At 63.6% G+C, this 18,629-nt stretch carries 18 protein-coding genes; 3 read left to right on the forward strand and 15 right to left on the reverse strand.

Going from position 1 to position 18,629, the window contains the following annotated elements; genetic code table 11:
* Window positions 1–64: 64 nt before the first annotated feature.
* The 15 genes from ACWTU9_RS21140 to ACWTU9_RS21210 all read right to left on the reverse strand — a co-directional run bounded on the left by ACWTU9_RS21140 (window position 65) and on the right by ACWTU9_RS21210 (window position 15,602).
* Entirely contained in the window at window positions 65–2,434 is a 2,370-nt protein-coding gene (locus ACWTU9_RS21140; RefSeq protein WP_455859966.1) for a DUF1989 domain-containing protein, read from the reverse strand.
* A gap of 260 nt (window positions 2,435–2,694) precedes the next feature.
* Window positions 2,695–3,318, reverse strand: a complete 624-nt coding sequence (locus tag ACWTU9_RS21145; protein ID WP_455859967.1) for a sarcosine oxidase subunit gamma — start codon at window positions 3,316–3,318, stop codon at window positions 2,695–2,697.
* Window positions 3,311–6,292 carry a sarcosine oxidase subunit alpha gene (locus ACWTU9_RS21150; protein WP_455859968.1) on the reverse strand — a complete coding sequence of 994 codons (2,982 nt, stop codon included), beginning with the start codon at window positions 6,290–6,292 and terminating at the stop codon, window positions 3,311–3,313. The genes ACWTU9_RS21145 and ACWTU9_RS21150 overlap by 8 nt, the downstream gene beginning before the upstream one ends.
* Window positions 6,292–6,567 carry a sarcosine oxidase subunit delta gene (locus ACWTU9_RS21155; protein ID WP_455859969.1) on the reverse strand — a complete coding sequence of 92 codons (276 nt, stop codon included), beginning with the start codon at window positions 6,565–6,567 and terminating at the stop codon, window positions 6,292–6,294. Before ACWTU9_RS21155 ends, ACWTU9_RS21150 begins: the two co-directional genes overlap by 1 nt.
* Window positions 6,568–6,577: 10 nt before the next feature.
* Entirely contained in the window at window positions 6,578–7,831 is a 1,254-nt protein-coding gene (locus tag ACWTU9_RS21160; protein ID WP_455859970.1) for a sarcosine oxidase subunit beta family protein, read from the reverse strand.
* Window positions 7,832–7,867: 36 nt separating this feature from the next.
* Complete coding sequence (gene glnT / locus ACWTU9_RS21165; protein ID WP_454573663.1) at window positions 7,868–9,175, reverse strand: type III glutamate--ammonia ligase; 1,308 nt, start codon at window positions 9,173–9,175, stop codon at window positions 7,868–7,870.
* Between the two features lie 36 nt (window positions 9,176–9,211).
* Complete coding sequence (locus ACWTU9_RS21170) at window positions 9,212–10,540, reverse strand: FMN-binding glutamate synthase family protein (RefSeq protein ID WP_455859971.1); 1,329 nt, start codon at window positions 10,538–10,540, stop codon at window positions 9,212–9,214.
* Between the two features lie 6 nt (window positions 10,541–10,546).
* Window positions 10,547–11,275, reverse strand: a complete 729-nt coding sequence (locus ACWTU9_RS21175) for a GltB/FmdC/FwdC-like GXGXG domain-containing protein (protein ID WP_455859972.1) — start codon at window positions 11,273–11,275, stop codon at window positions 10,547–10,549.
* 4 nt (window positions 11,276–11,279) lie between these two features.
* Entirely contained in the window at window positions 11,280–12,176 is an 897-nt protein-coding gene (locus ACWTU9_RS21180; RefSeq protein ID WP_454573666.1) for a class II glutamine amidotransferase, read from the reverse strand.
* 85 nt (window positions 12,177–12,261) lie between these two features.
* Window positions 12,262–12,588, reverse strand: a complete 327-nt coding sequence (locus tag ACWTU9_RS21185) for a hypothetical protein (RefSeq protein ID WP_455859973.1) — start codon at window positions 12,586–12,588, stop codon at window positions 12,262–12,264.
* Window positions 12,585–13,274, reverse strand: coding sequence for a hypothetical protein (locus tag ACWTU9_RS21190; protein WP_455859974.1), 690 nt, complete (start codon window positions 13,272–13,274; stop codon window positions 12,585–12,587). Before ACWTU9_RS21190 ends, ACWTU9_RS21185 begins: the two co-directional genes overlap by 4 nt.
* A gap of 42 nt (window positions 13,275–13,316) precedes the next feature.
* Entirely contained in the window at window positions 13,317–14,723 is a 1,407-nt protein-coding gene (locus ACWTU9_RS21195) for an APC family permease (RefSeq protein ID WP_454573668.1), read from the reverse strand.
* Between the two features lie 14 nt (window positions 14,724–14,737).
* Window positions 14,738–14,899 (reverse strand): hypothetical protein, encoded by a 162-nt coding sequence (locus ACWTU9_RS21200; protein WP_455859975.1) that lies wholly within the window; start codon window positions 14,897–14,899, stop codon window positions 14,738–14,740.
* Between the two features lie 27 nt (window positions 14,900–14,926).
* Window positions 14,927–15,304, reverse strand: coding sequence for a hypothetical protein (locus ACWTU9_RS21205; protein ID WP_455859976.1), 378 nt, complete (start codon window positions 15,302–15,304; stop codon window positions 14,927–14,929).
* A 10-nt stretch (window positions 15,305–15,314) separates the two neighbouring features.
* Window positions 15,315–15,602 carry a hypothetical protein gene (locus ACWTU9_RS21210; RefSeq protein ID WP_455859977.1) on the reverse strand — a complete coding sequence of 96 codons (288 nt, stop codon included), beginning with the start codon at window positions 15,600–15,602 and terminating at the stop codon, window positions 15,315–15,317.
* A 286-nt stretch (window positions 15,603–15,888) separates the two neighbouring features.
* Here ACWTU9_RS21210 and ACWTU9_RS21215 point away from each other — a divergent pair, with 286 nt between their 5' ends.
* The 3 genes from ACWTU9_RS21215 to ACWTU9_RS21225 are packed head-to-tail and all read left to right on the forward strand — an operon-like array spanning window position 15,889 to window position 18,622.
* A complete protein-coding gene (locus ACWTU9_RS21215) occupies window positions 15,889–17,022 on the forward strand; it encodes an aminomethyltransferase family protein (RefSeq protein WP_455859978.1) in 1,134 nt (377 codons plus the stop codon).
* Window positions 17,023–17,063: 41 nt separating this feature from the next.
* A complete protein-coding gene (locus ACWTU9_RS21220) occupies window positions 17,064–17,660 on the forward strand; it encodes a dimethylamine monooxygenase subunit DmmA family protein (RefSeq protein WP_455859979.1) in 597 nt (198 codons plus the stop codon).
* Window positions 17,657–18,622 (forward strand): PDR/VanB family oxidoreductase, encoded by a 966-nt coding sequence (locus ACWTU9_RS21225; RefSeq protein ID WP_455859980.1) that lies wholly within the window; start codon window positions 17,657–17,659, stop codon window positions 18,620–18,622. Before ACWTU9_RS21220 ends, ACWTU9_RS21225 begins: the two co-directional genes overlap by 4 nt.
* Window positions 18,623–18,629: the final 7 nt, after the last annotated feature.

The following is an 18,629-nucleotide window of genomic DNA, read 5'->3' on the forward strand; positions in this document are numbered from 1 at the left end:
CATGGATCGGAGGGGCCGCCGGCAACAGCCGGCGAAGCAATTCTGTTCGATCCTGAAGGGGCTATCAGGAGCGTGGCTTGGTCTTTTGCGGATCGTAGTGGGCGAAGGCCACCACCTTCGCGGGCAGCCGCTTGGCATGGCCGTCTAGCTTGCCGATCTCGACCTCGGTGCCGATGGCCGCATGGGTGACGTCGAGCCTGGCCAGCGCAATGTTCTTGTTCAGCACCGGCGAGCGCATGCCCGAAGTGACGACGCCGATCTGGGCGCGGCCGACATGGACGCAATCGCCGTGACCGACGGCAACATTGCTGTCTATGTCGAGCCCAACCAGTTTGTGCTGCGGGTGTTCCTTTCGCCGGATCAGCGCCTCGCGGCCAATGAAGTCGTCGGTCTTGGTCTTCAAAGGCACGGTGAAGCCGATGCCGGCTTCGAACGGATCGGTCTGGTCGGAAAACTCGTAGCCGGCGAAGATCAACCCGGCCTCGATACGCACCATGTCGAGCGCCTGCAGGCCCATCGGCTTCAGCCCGTGCGGCTGGCCGGCTTCCCAGATCGCGTCGAAGACTTTCTCGGCGTCGCGCGGATGGCACCAGATCTCGTAGCCAAGCTCGCCGGTATAGCCGGTGCGTGACACGACGACCGGAATGCCGTTGCCGCCGCCGATGCGGGCCACCGCGAAGCGGAACCATTCGAGCTCGTCGATCGAGGGTTGCAACGGCGAGGTCCAGATCACTTCCCGCAAAATGTCGCGGCTCTTCGGTCCTTGCACGGCGACATTGTGCATCTGGTCCGTCGACGAGCGCACCAGCACGTTGAGGCCAAGCTTCTTCGCCGTCTCGCGCAGCCATTCGCCGGACAGGTCGTCGCCACCGACCCAGCGGAAATTGTCCTTGCCGAGCCGCAGCAGCGTGCCGTCGTCGATCATGCCGCCATGCTCGTAGCACATGGCGGAATAGACGACCTGGCCGACGCCGAGCTTCTTCACGTCGCGGGTCAGCGTGTATTGCAGCAGCGCTTCGGAATCCGGACCTGTGACCTCGAACTTGCGCAGCGGCGACAGGTCCATGATGACGGCGTCCTGCCGGCACGCCCAGTACTCGGCGATCGGCCCCTCCTTGGCGAAGGAATTGGCGAGCCAATAGCCCCTGTACTCGGCGAAGTTGCGGGTATGCTTGGCAAAGCTCGAATGGAAAGCGGTCTCTCGGGTCATTTTCGGTTCCGAATCGGGCGTCATGCGTCTGGCGATCGCGCGCGAGAATTTGTGCTGGCCGGAATAGGTGCGCACATGGATGTCGGTGAGGTCCCAGCCATTGGCGGGCGTCGTGTCGTCGGGGCAGGCGGAGGAGACACAGACGATGTCAGTCAGCGCCCTGAGCAGCACATAGTCGCCAGCCCGCGACCATGGCTCGTCCGACACCATCACGCCATGGGCATCGATCGCCGTGTTGAAGAAAAAGTTGATCGCCATCCAGCCCGCGCGCGGCGTCACGCCCTTGTCTGACAGCGCGCGATTAAAGTTCTCCGAGCAGTTGGTGTGGCCTGGATAGCCGATGTCGTCGTAATATTTGGCCGCACACGCCAGCGCGAACGCGTCATGCCGGCCGCACGTGTCCTGCACCACCTCGACCAACGGCTCCATGTCCTGGTCGTAATATTTCGAATGCAGGCCTGGCATCGGATAGCTCGATCCCATCAGCGTGCGCGTCGTCGTCACGTCGAGCGGATGGTCGAGCCCCTTGTCCAGCTTGCGCGCCGAGAAGCACTGGAAGTCTGTGCATTGGCGGCCGTCGACATCGATGATCTGCACATAGTCGCCAGCCTTGACGAAATAGGATTCGGCGGTGGCCGAATGGACGCGCAGATCGAGCACCGGATCGGCAAGCGGATCGGCAAGCTGCGACTTCGATTTCAGGCGGATCGTGGCGCGGCGCACGATGACGGTGAGCGGCGTCGCTGTGTCATGGCCATCGACCAGCATCGGTCCGCCGGGCGCTGCAATCAGCAAGCCGCCGTCGCGCGCGACGGTGAACGCCTGTTCCGTGCCGGCAGGCGTCGCGCCGCCGAACACGCGCATCGCCTTGGGCTGATCAAGTTGCAGCCGCCGGCGTTCGAGGCCGCGGCGCACGGAAGCGAGGCTGTCGTCACCCTCGGCCAACAGCGCCTTGATCCCTGCGGCATTGCTGTTGGATTTTTCGCCAAGGATGCCAGGATCGGTCGCGCCGCTGCTGTCCCAGGCCAGCAATTCGCAAGCCTGGCCGCCCTCGACATTGCGCACGGTGATCATATCGCCGGCCTCAACGTCGATCAGCACCGCGCCATTGCCCTGGATCGTGTAGCGCTCCATGCCCGGTGGCAGCGCGATCTGGCCGGGCCTCAGGATGAGGCTTGGCCTGGGCGGTCCGGCTGTCACGGCGGGGTAGGGCGACTGGCTCATTTCAGCCTTGCGGTTCGAGAAACAAGTTTGCCTGTGTGTAAAATTATTTTAGCAGGGAGAATAGCAGGGGGATCGCGTTTGGCAAGGCGGAGATGGTGCAAGCTCCCCTTCTCCCTTGTGGGAGAAGGTGTCGCCGAAGGCGACGGATGAGGGGTGTTCCGGCGGAGTGAGACGCTGGCGTTCCCTGGAACACCCTCATCCGTCTCGGCGCTACGCGCCGATCCACCTCCTCCCACAGGGGAGAAGGGAAGGGCGCGCCTTTACGCCAACGCCTCGGAATGCGCGATCGTCACGCCATACTCCGCTGCCGAGTCGAGTATCGTATGCCACAAGCTCTCCGCGAAAGTCGCGAACACAAGCAGATTGAACACCGCTTGCCCATCGCGATCTCCGCCACGCCAGAGCGTGACGCTGGTGTGGTCCATCGACGTTGCCGCCGTGGTGCCAACCGGAAACACGTCCGGATGCAAATCAATCGACGACAGCTTCGCCAGCATCGTCCGCGCCTTGGTGCCCGAGATGCTGATCAGCACCCGCGCATGCGATTGGTCCGACAGCGACGCAGAAGATGCAAACGCCTGGGCGAGTGCTTCAGTCGTGTGCTTGCCGCCCTTCGACAGCACGAAGAACTGATCGGGTCCTGACCAGATCAGCGTCGCATCCGAAGTCTGCACCGCCTTGGGTGCATCCGGAGCCGCAACGCCGAAGCGGGCCTTCGCTGCCTTGGCCAAATCATCGGCCTTGCCGCGTCGCGCCATTACCTGCACCAGGTCGTAATTGCGGATCTCGGTCAGCGATACGCCGGTATCGCCTTGCGCACCGTAAGGCCCGACAACAAGAGCCCGCTCGATTGGGCTACGAACATCCCAGGAAAACTCAGCCACGCTGGCGCCCTCCATCCGGGTCGTAGAAGACGGGATTGCAAAGCTCGACATCATAGTCCTCGCCGCGCAGCGGGTCGTGCGCGTGGACGATCTCGCCGATGCGCTCGCGGCCGCGTTCGACAAGGCCGAGCCCGATCCACTGATCGAGCGTCGGCGAGAAGCAGACCGAGGTGACGTAGCCCTGGTCGTTGTCAGGCCCAGGGGTCTGCCCCTTCGGAATGATATGCGCGCCGGAGCGCAGCCGCCGCGCCTTGTCGACCGGCTTGATGCCGACCACGACCTGCCGGTCCGGCGCCACCAGCGCCTCGCGCCCTGCCATGACGCGGCCGATAAAATCCTTCTTGGTCGACATCATCTTGCCGAGACCGAGATCGGCCGCAGTCGTCGTGCCGCTCAGTTCCGGTCCGGCGACATGGCCCTTTTCGATGCGCATGACGCCCAAAGCTTCAGTGCCGTAGGGCGTCACGCCGAACGGTTTTCCCGCCTGCATCAGATTGCGCGCCATCGCCTCGCCATACCGGGCCGGCACCGAAATCTCAAACGCCATCTCGCCGGAGAACGAGATGCGGAACAGCCGCGCCTTGATGCCGCCGCGCAGCGCGACTTCGCGCGCGCCCATGAAGGGGAAACCTTCGTTGGAGAGGTCTTCGGCCGGGTCGACGATTTCCTTCAGCAGGTCACGTGTCTTCGGTCCGGCGATCGAGAATTGCGCCCACTGGTCGGAGACCGAGGTCAGTTGCACGTCGAGTTCGGGGAACAGCACCTGCCGGCAGAATTCGAGGTGTTGCATCACCAGCCCGGCCTTGGCCGTGGTGGTGGTGAGGAAATATTGGTCTTCGGCCAGCCGCGAGGTGGTGCCGTCATCATAGACCAGGCCGTCCTCGCGCAGCATCAGCCCGTAGCGGGCCTTGCCGACGGCGAGACTGGAGAAGGTGTTTATGTAGACGCGGCCGAGGAAGACGCCGGCATCCGGGCCATGCACGTCGATCTTGCCGAGCGTCGAGACGTCGCAGAAGCCGACGCCCGAGCGCACTGCCCTGACCTCGCGGGTGACGGATTCCAGCCAGTCTTTTTCGCCGGCGCGCGGATACCATTGCGCGCGCTTCCACAGGCCGGTGTCGACGAAGATCGCGCCCTGCTCTGCGGCCCAGTGATGCGAGGGCGTCAACCGCGTCGCGTGGAAATTCTCGTCGCGATGGTGGCCGGCAAAGGCGCCGATGGCAACGGGCACGTATGGCGGGCGATAGATGGTCGTGCCGGTCTCGGGAATGGATTTTCCTGATACCGCCGCCATGATGGCGAGACCGGCGACGTTGGACGTCTTGCCCTGATCGGTCGCCATGCCGAGCGTCGTGTAGCGCTTCAGATGCTCGACCGATTCAAAGCCCTCGCGCTGCGCCAGCTCGATGTCGGACGCCGTGACGTCATGCTGCTGGTCGACAAAGGCTTTTCCCTTGCCGGCGACATGCCAGAGCGGCGTCAGCGAAAACGCCTCGTCATCGGCGACAGGTGCGGAGCCCGCGTTGGCGGTGCGTCCCGCGTCCCGCGCCGCCGCCGCACCGGCGGCAAAACCTTGGTTCAGGCAGGCGCCGAGCCCGAAGGCGCCGTTGGCCGCACCTGCAGCGACCATGCCGGGAGGCGCGCCGTCCGGTACAAACGCGGCGATATCGTCGCGCCATTTCGGCCGGCCGCGATGGTAGGAGGTGAGCCCGATCGCCGGGTTCCAGCCGCCCGACATTGCGAGCGCATCGGCCTCGACCTCGGCCCGCGCGCCGCCGGTCAGCGACACCGAGATCTTGCGCACGCCGTCCTTGCCGCCGTCGACGCCGCTGACGGAGCCATGCAGCACGGTGAAGCCATTCTTGGAGGCGAGCGAGCGATGGGCGGGTGAGACGTCACTGCGCGCGTCGACCACCGCGGCGATCTGCAGGCCGGCAGCGAGTGCGGTCTCGACCGTGCGCCAGCCATCCTCATTGTTGGTGAACAGCGCGAGGCGTTTTGCCGGCGTGGCGGCATAGCGTGAGACATAGGTCCGCATGGCGGATGCCATCATCACGCCGGGCGTGTCGTTGCCGGCGAAGACGATGGGACGCTCGATCGCGCCAGCCGCGACGACGCAGCGCTTGGCCACGATCCGCCACAGCCGCTGCCGCACCTGATGCTCGGGCGGCGTCGGCAGATGGTCGTTGACGCGTTCGATGGCGCCATAGGTGCCGCCGTCATAGACGCCGAACAAAGTCGTGCGGGTCATGATGCGAACATCCGGCATCGAGCCAAGCTCGGCCAGCGTACGCGCCAGCCACTCCGCTGCCGGCAGCCCGTCGATCGTGCCGCCATCCGCAAGCAGCCTGCCGCCGGGAACGAAATCCTCTTCGCACAGGATGGCGCGCGCACCACTGCGGCCTGCTGCGAGTGCGGCTGCGAGACCGGCCGGGCCGGAACCGGCGATCACCACATCGCAATGCGCCCAGCCCTTGTCATAGTGGTCGGGATCCGGGACGACGGCAGCGCGGCCGAGCCCGGCGGCCCGGCGGATCGCCGGCTCGTAAATCATCTCCCAGAATTTCGCCGGCCACATGAAGGTCTTGTAGTAGAAGCCGGCGACGAAGATCGGCGCGAACAGCTGGTTGACGGACATCACGTCGAAGTTGAGCGACGGCCAGCGGTTCTGGCTGGCAGCTTCGAGCCCGTCATAGAGCTCCGCCGTCGTCGCCTTGGTGTTGGCCTCGCGCCGTGCTCCGGTGCGCAGTTCGACCAGCGCGTTGGGCTCTTCCGAACCGGCGGTGAGAATGCCGCGTGGGCGGTGGTACTTGAACGAGCGCCCGACCAGCTTGACGCCATTGGCGACCAGCGCCGATGCCAGCGTGTCGCCCTGGAAGCCGGAGAAGCTCTTGCCGTCGAAGCGGAAGTTGAGCGGCGCCGAGCGGTCGATGAGCCCGCCATTGTCCAGCCGGTTTGTCTGCGCGCCGGCCATCACGCGCCAACCTTTGCAGCACCAGCACCAGCAGCGGCTTCCACCTTCGTAATCTCATGCGTCAGCGTGTTGCGCGTGACCTTCAGCCAGGATCGGCAGCCACCGCCATGGTACCAGTTCTCGCTCATCACGCCGGCGACATTGTCGCGCAGGTAGACATAGTCGTAGACGGCGTCCTCGCCGGCTTCCGCCGCCGGCCGTTGTGGCTTGGCGTCGCCGAGATAGGTGAACTCGCCGAGTTCACGTTCGCCGCAGAAGGGACAGACAATCCGCATTTCGCCGCCCTCAGTGCAGGTTCGGTTGGGCGCCCACGCCCTTTTCGTCGATCATGGCGCCGCGCTGGAAGCGGTCGAGGCGGAACCGTGCGGCTTCCTTGTGCGTCTCATCGCGCGCCAGCAGATGGGCAAAGACAAAGCCCGAGCCTGGCGTCGCCTTGAAGCCGCCATAGCACCAGCCGGCATTGAGATAGAGACCTTCGATCGGCGTCTTGTCGATGATCGGCGAGCCGTCCATCGACATGTCCATGATGCCGCCCCATTGGCGCAAAAGCCGCACGCGTCCGATCATCGGGATCAGCGCCATGCCGCCTTCGCAGACATCTTCCATGACCGGCATGTTGCCGCGCTGGGCGTAGGAATTGTAGCCGTCAATGTCGCCGCCGAAGACCAGCCCACCCTTGTCCGACTGGCTGACATAGAAATGGCCGGCGCCGAAGGTCATGACGCCGGGAATGAGCGGCTTGATCGCCTCGGAGACGAAGGCTTGCAGGACATGGCTTTCGATCGGCAGGCGCAGGCCCGCCATCGAAGCGACGCGCGAGGACGAACCGGCGACCGCCATGCCGACCTTGCCGGCGCCGATCTTGCCGCGGGAGGTCTCGACCCCGGTCACCTTGCCGTTGCCGTCTCTGACAAAACCGGTGACTTCGCAATTCTGGATGATGTCGACGCCAAGTTCGCTCGCGGCATGGGCATAGCCCCAGACCACCGCATCGTGACGCGCCGTGCCGGCACGGCGCTGCAACAGGCCGCCCTGCACGGGAAAGCGTGCGTTCTCGAAATTCAGGAACGGCATCATTTTGCGAAGCCCCGCCTGATCGAGCAGCTCGGCATCGATGCCGTTTATGCGCATGGTGTTGCCGCGCCGTGCATAGGCGTCGCGCTGCGCGTCGGAATGGTAGAGATTGACGATGCCGCGCTGGCTGACCATCGAATTGTAGTTGAGGTCCTGCTCCATCCGCTCCCACAGCTTCATCGACAGTTCGTAGAAGCCGGTATTGCCGGGCAGGCCGTAATTGGAGCGGATGATGGTGGTGTTGCGGCCGGCATTGCCGGAACCGATCCAGCCCTTTTCCAGCACCGCGACATTCTTGATGCCGAACTCGCTGGCGAGAAACCAGGCGGTGGCGAGCCCGTGGCCGCCGCCGCCGATGATCACCACATCATAGTGATCTTTCGGGCTGGCGTCGCGCCAGGTGCGCTGCCAGTTCTTGTGGCCGGAAAGGGCGGCGCGGGCGAGCGAGAAGATCGAATATTTCATCAGGTCATTCCGAGGCCGCTCGCCCCACGCCGGACATCAGATGTCCAGCGTGTGGTCGCGCTCCCATTGCGTGAAGTGCGAAGCATAGGAATTCCATTCCTGGTGCTTCAGCTTTAGGTAAGCCGACGAGAATTCCTCACCCAGCGCCGCCTTGAGCGATTTGTCCTTGTCGTATTCGCGCAGCGCGTCGAGCAGGTTGAGCGGTAGCTTCGGCGCGCCCTTCACCGTATGGCCATGCTGGTACATGTCGATGTCGTAGCGCTTGCCGGGATCGGCCTTGGAGCGGATGCCATCGAGGCCGGCCGCGATGATGACCGCCTGCAAGAGATAGGGGTTGGCGGCGCCATCCGGCAGGCGTAGTTCGAAGCGGCCGGGGCCGGGTACGCGCACCATATGGGTGCGGTTGTTGCCGGTCCAGGTCACCGTGTTCGGCGCCCAGGTGGCGCCCGAAATGGTGCGCGGTGCGTTGATGCGCTTGTAGGAATTGACCGTCGGGTTGGTGATCGCGGCAAGCGCCGAGGCATGCTTCATGATGCCGCCGAGGAAGTTCCTGCCCTTGGCCGACAGGCCGAGTTCCATGGAATTGTCGGCAAAGACGTTGGTCTTGCCTGCCTTGTCCCACACCGAAATATGGGCATGGCAGCCATTGCCGGTCAGGCCCTGGAAGGGTTTTGGCATGAAGGTCGCGCGCAGCCCGTGCTTTTCGGCGACGGACTTGACCATGAACTTGAAGAAAGAATGCTTGTCGGCGGTCGCCAGCACATCGTCGAAGGCCCAGTTCATCTCGAACTGGCCGTTGGCGTCCTCGTGGTCGTTCTGGTAGGGGCCCCATCCCAGCGCCAGCATGTGGTCGCAGATCTCGGCGATGACATCGTAGCGGCGCATCACCGCCTGCTGGTCGTAGCAGGGTTTCGAGGCCGTATCGTATTTGTCGGAGATGACGCTGCCGTCCGGCGAGATCAGGAAGAACTCGGCCTCGACGCCGGTCTTGACATGCATGCCGTCGGTGGCCGCTTCGGCAATCAGTCGCCTCAACGTGTTGCGCGGCGCCTGCTCGACTTCCTTGTCGTCCATGATGCAATTGGCGGCGACCCAGGCGACATCGCGCTTCCACGGCAGCTGGATGGCCGAGTCCGGGTCCGGCACCGCGAGCATATCGGGATGCGCCGGCGTCAGGTCCAGCCAGGTGGCGAAACCGGCAAAGCCGGCGCCGTCCTTCTGCATGTCGGCGATCGCCTGTGCCGGCACCAGCTTGGCGCGCTGGCCACCGAACAGGTCGGTGTAGGAAATCATGAAATATTTGACGCCGTTCTCTTTGGCGAATGCGGCGAGATCGTTCCCCATTATAGTTCCTCGCTTATGTGATCTGGGTAGTCTTTGTCAGAAGCCGTTCTTCCCCGGTATCCAGTTGGTGCCGGCGAGCGGCACGCCGGCCATGGCGGCGGCTTCGATGGTGAGCGCGACGAGATCCTCGGGCTCGAGATTGTGCAGGCTGTTTTTGCCGCACGCGCGGGCAATCGTTTGGGCCTCGAGCGTCATCACCTTCAGGTAATTGGCCAGCCGCCGTCCGGCGGCGATCGGATCGACCCGCTTCATCAGCTCGGGGTCCTGCGTGGTGATGCCCGCGGGGTCGCGGCCCTCATGCCAGTCGTCATAGGCGCCGGCGGTGGTGCCGAGCGCATTGTACTCCGCCTCCCAGCGCGGATCGTTGTCGCCGAGCGCAACCAGCGCCGCCGTGCCGATCGACACCGCGTCGACGCCGAGCGCCAGCGCCTTGGCGACATCGGCGCCGTTGCGGATGCCGCCCGACACGATCAGCTGTACCTTGCGGTGCATGCCGAGATCCTGCAGCGCCTGCACCGCCGGCCTGATGCAGGCAAGCGTCGGCTGGCCGACATTTTCGATGAACACTTCCTGCGTCGCCGCGGTGCCGCCCTGCATGCCGTCGACGACGACGACATCGGCGCCGGCTTTCACGGCAAGAGCTGTATCATAATAGGGGCGGGCGCCGCCCACCTTGACGTAGATCGGCTTTTCCCAGTCGGTGATTTCGCGCAGTTCGAGGATCTTGATCTCGAGATCGTCAGGTCCCGTCCAGTCGGGATGACGCGAGGCCGAGCGCTGGTCGATGCCTTTCGGCAGCGTGCGCATCTCGGCGACGCGGTCGGAAATTTTCTGGCCGAGCAGCATGCCGCCGCCACCCGGCTTGGCGCCCTGACCGACGACCACTTCGATGGCATCGGCGCGGCGCAAATCCCCGGGGTTCATGCCATAGCGCGACGGCAGGTACTGATACACCAGCGTCTGGGAATGTCCGCGCTCCTCCTCGGTCATGCCGCCGTCGCCGGTGGTGGTCGAGGTGCCGGAGAGCGTCGCGCCGCGGCCGAGCGCTTCCTTGGCGGGGCCGGAGAGCGAGCCGAAGCTCATGCCGGCGATCGTGATCGGGATTTTCAGTTCGATCGGCTTCTTGGCATGCCGCGAGCCCAGCACCACCGATGTGTCGCAGCGTTCGCGGTAGCCTTCGAGCGGATAGCGCGAGATCGAGGCGCCGAGGAACAGAAGATCGTCGAAATGCGGCAGCTTGCGCTTGGCGCCGGCGCCCCGGATGTCATAGATGCCGGTCGCCGCGGCGCGGCGGATCTCGGAAAGCGTGTAGTCGTCGAAAGTCGCGGATTTGCGCGGCGTCGTTGGCGGGTTCTTGTAGGTCATGCTGCCTCAATACGCGTCGGCGTTGTCGATATTGAAATTGTAGAGCGTGCGCGCCGAACCGTAGCGCTTGAACTCCGACGGCTTGACCCCGGTCACGCCAGCGCGGTCGAGCAGGCCCTGCAGGAGTTCGATATGCTCGGGCCGCATCTCCTTGGCGATGCAGTCGGCGCCAAGGCTCTCGACCTTGCCGCGCACGAACAGCCGCGCCTCGTAGATGGAATCGCCCAGTGCGTCGCCGGCGTCGCCCAGCACCACCAGATTGCCCGATTGCGCCATGAAGGCCGACATGTGGCCGATATTGCCGTGCACGACGATGTCGATGCCTTTCATCGAAATGCCGCAGCGCGACGAGGCATTGCCTTCGATGACCAGCAGCCCGCCCTTGCCGGTGGCGCCGGCATACTGGCTGGCGTCGCCCTTGATCACGATCGAGCCCGACATCATGTTTTCGCCGACGCCGGGGCCGGCCGAACCGTGCACGGTGATCGCCGCGCCGTCATTCATGCCGGCGCAGTAATAGCCGACGCTGCCGCGCACATCGATTGTAACTGGCTGGTCGACGCCGACGGCGACCGAATGGCTGCCCTTCGGGTGTAGCACTTCCCACGCCGTTTCGTTGGAACCGGGCGTCAGCTTGTGCAGCGCCTGGTTCAGCTCTCGCAGCGACGACACATCGAGATCGAAGACCCTGGAGGCGTGGTCTTGGACCACCTTCGAAAGTTTGGTTGCCGGCATGGACTCAATGCTCCCAGAAATAGACGGTTGCGGGTTCCGGTTCCCAGACCCTCGCATTGTCTATGCCGGGCAGCTTGGTCAGCGCGCGATATTCCGAGCCGAAGGCGACATACTGGTCCGTCTCGGCCATGACGGCGGGCTTGCAGGCGATCGGATCGCGCACCACGCCGAAACCGTTCTTGGTGCCGACGACGAAGGTGAAGAAGCCGTCGAGGTCCGACAGCGTGCCTTCCAGCGCTTCACCGAGATTCTTGCCATGCGCCATCTGCGACGAGAGATAGGCGGCGGCGACCTCGGTGTCGTTCTCGGTCTCGAAGGTCATGCCTTCGCGCCGCAATTCGCGCCGCACATTGTTGTGGTTGGACAGCGAACCATTGTGCACCAGGCACTGGTCGGCGCCGGTCGAGAACGGATGCGCGCCCATGGTGGTGACGGCCGATTCCGTCGCCATGCGGGTATGGCCGATGCCATGCGTGCCGGTCATCGAGCGGACGTCGAACCGATCGACGACAGCTTCCGGCAGGCCGACCTCCTTGTAGATCTCCACCGCTTCACCGGCGCCCATGATGCGCACGTCCGGCCGGATCGACTGCAGCGCTTCGCGGGCGGTGTCGACCTTGTCGGGCGCGGTCCTGAGCACGGCATGCGTCGACTTCACCGCAATGCTCACCGGCGCGCCGATGGCCTTGGCAAGCTCGGCGTCGAGGCCGCGGAAATCGCGATCGGGCTTTGCCGACTGGATGGTGATCTTGGCCTCGTTCCTGGACGAGGCGCCATAGATGGCGATGCCGGCGCTGTCGGGCCCGCGGTCGCTGAGCGAGATCAGCATTTGGGACAGCATCGAGCCGAGCTGCGGCTCAAGCGACTTGTCCTTCAGAAAAAGTCCGACGATTCCACACATGTCAGCCTCCCGGCGTTTGCAGCTAAGAGATGATGTACCGAATGCGCTGTCCGAATTCAATCATATGAAAAAAATATTCCTGTAGTTACGTATGTGGCTCAATGCCGCTTTGCGCGGTGTCCGCGCCGGCACGGGCGCTGTGAGCCCATATGGCCGTGCGGATGCGGGCCATTCTGTAGGCGTCGAGGATCGACAGCGCATAGATCAGGAAGCCTCCGGCATGACGGCCGACGAAGCTGGCGTCGGCCGGCGCGATCCTGGCCGTCACCAAGGCGAGGATCACCATGAAGAACAGGAACTGCAGGCCGCGCACCGGCACGCCCAGAATGACATGGCCGCTTGCCGGCAAAACGATCGCGGCGCCGAGGACGAGATAGGGATTTGTCGGCGCGGGCGGGAGTACGTTCGTCATGCCACCTGCCTTTCCTGTCCGTTGATGGCATCGCGCAGCACCGAGGCTGAGGTAAGGAGCCTCTCGATCAGCGCCGGATCGAGCCTTGTGGTGCCGAATGCTGCCTGGCGGAACACGCCGTAGCGCGCGCGTTCGGCCTCGGCCAGCAGCCAGACGATGCGCACGCCGTTCGGTGTGATCAAGAGCTCCTTGGCGCGGCCTTCGGCAAAAATCTCCAGATGACTGGCGATCAGATTCTGCGGGAAGCGCGCCGCCCTGAGGTCGGTTCGCAGCACGGCTTCGGCTGGAAAGCCCGGAGCTTTCGGCAGCGTATGCTGGAGGTGGTCGAAATTGGAGAAGGTCGTCGGCGAGCCCGGCCGCATCATCATGTCAAAGGTCGCCGGCGCCGCGACCGGTTCAGTGACCGTGACACTGAGCCAGCGTGCCGGCAGTTTTCGCGTCGCCAGCGTGTCGACTATGGTGCGCACCTGCACGCGCCGATCGTTCCATGTGCCTGCCCAGGTAATGACGCCTGCCGTGCCGTCCGAAACGTCTGAAGCGTCGGGAATGACGGTGCGGATGCAGGCCACCTCGGCCTCACGAGCGGCGGTTGCCCTGTTGCGGCTGGCGCGCGCCAGCCAGGCGAGGTGCAGGACGAGAGCCAGGGCGATCGCCCCGGCCAGCAATGCTGTCGTCACCTCGGACACCTCGTCACGTCATGCCTGCCCTAACCGGCAGGTCCTCTCCTATCAATAGCCCTGCGGCTTCGGCCACGGCATGGTGAACTGGTCGCCGCGGCGCACATAGCGGTAGCGGTAGAAGTGGAACCACACAGAGATCAGGAAATAGAAGATCGTCATCGCGATCAGCTGCGAGCCGAAGCCGAGGAAGATGGCGAAGAAGGTCACCACGCACAGGCAAAACAGCACAATCGCCGGCAGCGGATGGAAGGGATGCGTATAGCCGCGGCGGATGGTGCCGAGCGGCCACTTCTTCCGGAACATCATGATGTTGATGCTCATGAACGTGTATTGCAGCACGCCCGACAGGATCGAGAATGTGATCGCCTGGTTGAGGTCGGCGATGAAGGCGAAGGCCAGCGCGATCGGCAGCAGGAACAGGATCGAGCGGTAGGGCGTGCGGTATTTCGGATGCACGGCCGAGAACCACGTCGGCAGATAGCGGTCGCGTCCGAGCGAGAACCAGGCGCGGGCCGCATCGTTGATACAGCCATTAGCCGACGCGAGCGCCGCGAGCAGCGTGGCGATGAACAGCAGGTTTTCGAGCAGTGCGCTGCCGGTCAGCTTGCCGGCGTCCCACAACGGATAATAGGTGATGCCGAGATACTCCCAGGGCATCAGTGAGGCGCAGACATACCAGGTCATGGCTGCGGCGATCAGAAGCGTGATCATGCCGGCCATCGTGCCGTAGGGCAGCGAACGGGCCGGCGAGCGCACTTCCTCGGCCGCCTGCGTGGTGCCTTCGATGCCGAGATAATACCAGATGCCGAACTGGAAGGCGGCGATGACGCCGATCCAGCCATAGGGCAGCGCATTGCCGGGCGTGACCAGTTCATTGAGCTTGAGCACCGCGCCTTGCGTCCACGGGCTGACCGAGAAGAACAGGATGACGATCGAGACATAGGCGATCGCGGTGATGACGAAATTGACGTTGAGCGTCATCAGCACGCCGCGGTAGTTGAGCCACGCCAGCACGACGATGGTGGCGGCGATGAAGGAATTGTGGGTGAGCCCTTCGACGCCGGCCTTGGCGACGATGGTGTCGCCGAGCAGGATGGCGTCCGACACCTCCAGCATCGTATAGGCAAAGACCAGGAACAGCGCGACGTTGAACGCCATCAGCGGTCCGACAATGTGCTTGGCCTGGGCGTACTGGCCGCCGGCGGCGGCGACCGTCGATGTCACCTCGGAATCGATCATGGCGACCGAGGTGTAGAGCAACCCGACCACCCAGCAGACGATCAGCGCCGCAAGCGCACCGCCCTTGTCGGCCGAGAAATTCCAGCCGGTGAATTCACCGACCAACACGATGCCGACGCCGAGCGCCCAGACATGGGCCGGGCCGAGCACCCTGAGCAGCGAAACCCTGTCGCCGTGAATGGTGGTGGTGATGGTATTCTCAACCGCGGCGGTCATTGATCGATCCCCACTCAGATCCGGTGTTTTTCGGAAACGGCTTCAAGCTCGCCTTCGCGCGAGGAGGTCAGCACATCCTCGGAGTAAGTCGTGTCGATGCTGAACCAGTCGTAGAGCATCCACAGCGCAAGCACGACCGAGATGCCCCAGCATGCATAAGAGAGTACGGTCCACATGAGCGTGCTTCCCCAGGATTTCTTGCGTTATTTGTCGTCGAACTTTTCGTTGATGACGTCGCGATATTCGCGGTCGGAGGCGCGGAACAGGAAGACGAAATAGCCGATCAGCACGGCTGCCATGATAATCAGCGTCGGCCAGTCGATGATGTAGTGGAAGCGATTCTGGATGATGTCGTGCGCGGTCTCGGGCGTATAGCCGAGCTTTTCCCAGATCGCGGCCATGGTCGGGTTTTGTCCGAGCGCCTCCCAGGTCTTGGCGTCGAGCGCATCGATGGATTTTGCGGCGCCGGCGAAACCGAGTTTGAGGGGCAGCCACAACGCCACGAAGATGGCGACGACGACGACGACAATGTCGAAAATCTGCCCGGCCCGGCTTTGCTCCGGCGGTGTGTAGCGTGGCATCTCTCTACCCTCAGATCTTGCGGTTGCGGGCGGCGTCGGCATTCTTGATGTCGAGCCCGTAGATGAAGTCCTTGTCTTCCTTGTAGTGATTGACCATCGCCAGGATGGCGGCCGTGTTGAAGATCAGCACGGCGGCGGCGGCGATCGCGACGACGATCTTGATCCCGGTGTCCGGGATGTAGGGCCATGTCATGATGAGCACGAAGAGGATCGTCACCCACAGGCAGATGATCAGGAGCGCGGATCCGCGCACGTCGGAGCGGTACAGCGCTTCGATGCGCTGCTGCAGGTCTGACATCGGTTTTCCCCTTTATTCCAACGCCGGCTTCCGAGCTGGCCGGTCATTGCCCTCTTTCAAGAGAGTGAAATTTTTTTCATAAATTCAGTCCGATTTGCGGAATTGTCAAGACGAATTTACGTTTGGTTAACCGGTCATTTGGCCTGACAGATTTTGCCTGACAATGAAATTATTTGCTTATGGGTATTGCGAGATCAGGACGTTTGCGGTCAATATTCGCTCAAAGCCCCCACAGCAGTGCGAGGGGCAGGGAACAGCACAGAATTTTCGAACGGAGGATTAGCGGATGACGGCATCCTGGAGATTTTCGACCCTGGCGGATCGCCATCGCGCGCTCGGCTCGAAGCTCGAAGACTGGAGCGGCATGGGCACCGCTTGGACCTACGACAAGGATGCCGACGAGGAATACACCGCCATCCGCACCAAGGCCGGGCTGATGGATGTCTCTGGCTTGAAGAAGGTCCACATCACCGGGCCGCATGCCTCACATCTCATCGATCTCGCCACCACGCGCGACGTCGAAAAAATCTATCCTGGCAAGTCGGCTTATGCCTGCATGCTGAACGAGGCCGGCAAATTCACCGACGACTGCATCCTCTACCGCACCGGGCCGAACGCCTGGATGGTGGTGCACGGTTCGGGCACCGGCCATGAGGAACTGCAGCGCGCCTCGGTCGGCCGCGACGTCTCGCTGCGCTTCGACGACAACCTGCACGACCTGTCGCTGCAAGGGCCGACAGCCGTCGACTATCTCTCAAAGCATGTGCCGGGCATCCGCGACCTCAACTATTTCCATCACATGCAGACGCAGCTTTTCGGCTTTCCGGTGATGATCTCGCGCACCGGCTATACCGGCGAGCGCGGCTACGAGATCTTCTGCCGCGGCCAGGATGCCGGCACGATCTGGGACAGGATCCTCGACGAGGGCAAGAGCGCCGGCATCATTCCTTGCCGCTTCACCACGCTCGACATGCTGCGCGTCGAAAGCTATTTGCTCTTCTACCCCTATGACAATTCGCAGAAATATCCGTTCGAGAATGAAGGCCCCGGCGACACGCTGTGGGAGCTGGGCCTCGACTTCACCGTCAGCCCCGGCAAAACCGGCTTCCGCGGCGCGGAGGAGCATTATCGGCTGAAGGGCAAGGAACGCTTCAAGATCTATGGCGTTCTGCTCGACGGCAAGGAGCCGGCCGACGAGGGCGCGCCGGTCTATCGCGACGGCAAAAAGGTCGGCGTGGTGACCTGCGCCATGTATTCGCCGTTGGTCAAGAAATCGATGGGCATCGCCCGCCTCGACGTCGACTGCGCGGTCAAGGACACCAAGCTCGAGATCCGCAACAAGAGCGGATCGATCAAGGCGACGGCGGAGCCGCTGCCCTTCGACGATCCCAAGAAGACCAAGCGCACGGCGAAAGGCTGAGGCATAATCGAGAGCGAGGGATTTTAGGGCACGAAGAGAGAATGGCAGCCAAGACGATCATCAGCCGGCCCATTTACGGAACCCTGTCTCCGCAGCCCGGCAAGCATCATCTTTTCGTGGCGGATGCGGAAGGCGCGCTGGCGATCGTCGATATGGCAAGGACGGCTCCGGCCGGCTTCTTCGACGGCGCCGAGATCGTCTTCATTCCCGGCATTGACGGCAAGCATGTCGCAGCCCTCGAAGCGCTGAAGCCGGCGCAATTTCACGTCGCACCGTCCTTCGCCAGCCTGTTGCCGCGGTTGAAGCAGACGCTGGCCAACGCCCATATGGGCCTGCGCCTCTATCTCGTCGGCACTGAAGGGCTGATCGGCCAAGCCATGCAGGTGGCGCTCGAAGCCGGCATCGACCACACCTCCATGCAAACCGAACACCGCGGCTCGCTGGCGCGGCGCATGCAGTGTGTGCACTGCAAGGGCATCACCGAGAATGTGACGACGCAGCCTGCCCCCTGTGCGCATTGCGGCCTGCTGCTTCTGGTGCGCGATCATTATTCCCGGCGCCTCGCCGCGTTCCAGGGCGTGTGCATCAATGCCGAGGACCGCTCGGAAATTCCTCCCATGGAGGAGGCCTTCCCATGAGCACCGGCACCACCAAGCTCGATGTCGTGGTCAGCGATGTCGTCCCGGTCAACGACCTCGTCACCCGCTTTCATTTCCGCCGCCGCGATGGCGAACTGTTGCCGACTTTTTCCGGCGGCGCCCATGTCGTGGTCGAGATGCGCGATGGCGATCTGACCAGGCTCAATCCCTATTCGCTGATGGGCTCTCCGCTCGACACGCGTGAATACACCATTTCTGTGCGCCGCGACGATGTCGGCCGCGGTGGCTCATTGTTCATGCACCGGTCCGTCAAGCCGGGGCTGGAGATGGTGGTCAGCTATCCCGTCAATCTGTTCTCGCTCGATCTCAGGGCAAAGAAGCATCTGATGCTGGCCGGCGGCATCGGCATCACGCCATTCATGGCGCAGACCGCGCAGCTCGCCGGGTCCGGCGGCAATTTCGAACTGCACTACACCTGCCGCACCGCTTCGCTCGGCACCTATGCCGACGTGCTGCAGGAGCGCTATGGCCGCCGCATCCGGCTCTATCACGACGACCTCGACCAGCGCATCGAACTCGACCGGCTGTTGTCGTCGCAGCCGCTCGGCACGCATCTCTATGTCTGCGGCCCGGCCGGCATGATCAACTGGGTGCGCGATCGTGCGGCAAGCCTCGGCTGGCCGCCCGAGACCGTGCATTTCGAGCATTTCGCGGCGCCGCAGCCCGGCCTGCCTTTCGACGTCACACTTGCCGTCAGCGGCAGGACAATCCGCGTCGGCGAGCAGCAGAGCCTGCTCGAGGCCATCGAGGCCGCCGGCGTCGATCCGCCCTATCTCTGCCGCGGCGGCGTCTGCGGCCAGTGCGAGACCAACGTCATTTCGTATGAAGGCAAGTTCATCCACAACGACCACTGGCTGAGCGAGGAAGAGCATCGTTCCGGCTGCAAGATCATGCCGTGCGTGTCGCGCTTCGAAGGCAAGTCGCTGGTCTTGGAAAGATAGGAGGCGA

This window comes from Mesorhizobium sp. 128a (genome assembly GCF_053848025.1).

What these genes read in the sequence shown, in the direction of transcription:
- ACWTU9_RS21205 (WP_455859976.1), bottom strand. Translation starts at nt 15,304, where the DNA reads ATGCCACGCTACACACCGCCGGAGCAAAGCCGGGCCGGGCAGATTTTC.
- ACWTU9_RS21160 (WP_455859970.1), bottom strand. Translation starts at nt 7,831, where the DNA reads ATGAAATATTCGATCTTCTCGCTCGCCCGCGCCGCCCTTTCCGGCCAC.
- ACWTU9_RS21175 (WP_455859972.1), bottom strand. Translation starts at nt 11,275, where the DNA reads ATGCCGGCAACCAAACTTTCGAAGGTGGTCCAAGACCACGCCTCCAGG.
- glnT (WP_454573663.1), bottom strand. Translation starts at nt 9,175, where the DNA reads ATGGGGAACGATCTCGCCGCATTCGCCAAAGAGAACGGCGTCAAATAT.
- ACWTU9_RS21220 (WP_455859979.1), top strand. Translation starts at nt 17,064, where the DNA reads ATGGCAGCCAAGACGATCATCAGCCGGCCCATTTACGGAACCCTGTCT.
- ACWTU9_RS21225 (WP_455859980.1), top strand. Translation starts at nt 17,657, where the DNA reads ATGAGCACCGGCACCACCAAGCTCGATGTCGTGGTCAGCGATGTCGTC.
- ACWTU9_RS21215 (WP_455859978.1), top strand. Translation starts at nt 15,889, where the DNA reads ATGACGGCATCCTGGAGATTTTCGACCCTGGCGGATCGCCATCGCGCG.
- ACWTU9_RS21155 (WP_455859969.1), bottom strand. Translation starts at nt 6,567, where the DNA reads ATGCGGATTGTCTGTCCCTTCTGCGGCGAACGTGAACTCGGCGAGTTC.
- ACWTU9_RS21180 (WP_454573666.1), bottom strand. Translation starts at nt 12,176, where the DNA reads ATGTGTGGAATCGTCGGACTTTTTCTGAAGGACAAGTCGCTTGAGCCG.
- ACWTU9_RS21140 (WP_455859966.1), bottom strand. Translation starts at nt 2,434, where the DNA reads ATGAGCCAGTCGCCCTACCCCGCCGTGACAGCCGGACCGCCCAGGCCA.
- ACWTU9_RS21200 (WP_455859975.1), bottom strand. Translation starts at nt 14,899, where the DNA reads ATGTGGACCGTACTCTCTTATGCATGCTGGGGCATCTCGGTCGTGCTT.
- ACWTU9_RS21170 (WP_455859971.1), bottom strand. Translation starts at nt 10,540, where the DNA reads ATGACCTACAAGAACCCGCCAACGACGCCGCGCAAATCCGCGACTTTC.
- ACWTU9_RS21195 (WP_454573668.1), bottom strand. Translation starts at nt 14,723, where the DNA reads ATGACCGCCGCGGTTGAGAATACCATCACCACCACCATTCACGGCGAC.
- ACWTU9_RS21185 (WP_455859973.1), bottom strand. Translation starts at nt 12,588, where the DNA reads ATGACGAACGTACTCCCGCCCGCGCCGACAAATCCCTATCTCGTCCTC.
- ACWTU9_RS21150 (WP_455859968.1), bottom strand. Translation starts at nt 6,292, where the DNA reads ATGGCCGGCGCGCAGACAAACCGGCTGGACAATGGCGGGCTCATCGAC.
- ACWTU9_RS21210 (WP_455859977.1), bottom strand. Translation starts at nt 15,602, where the DNA reads ATGTCAGACCTGCAGCAGCGCATCGAAGCGCTGTACCGCTCCGACGTG.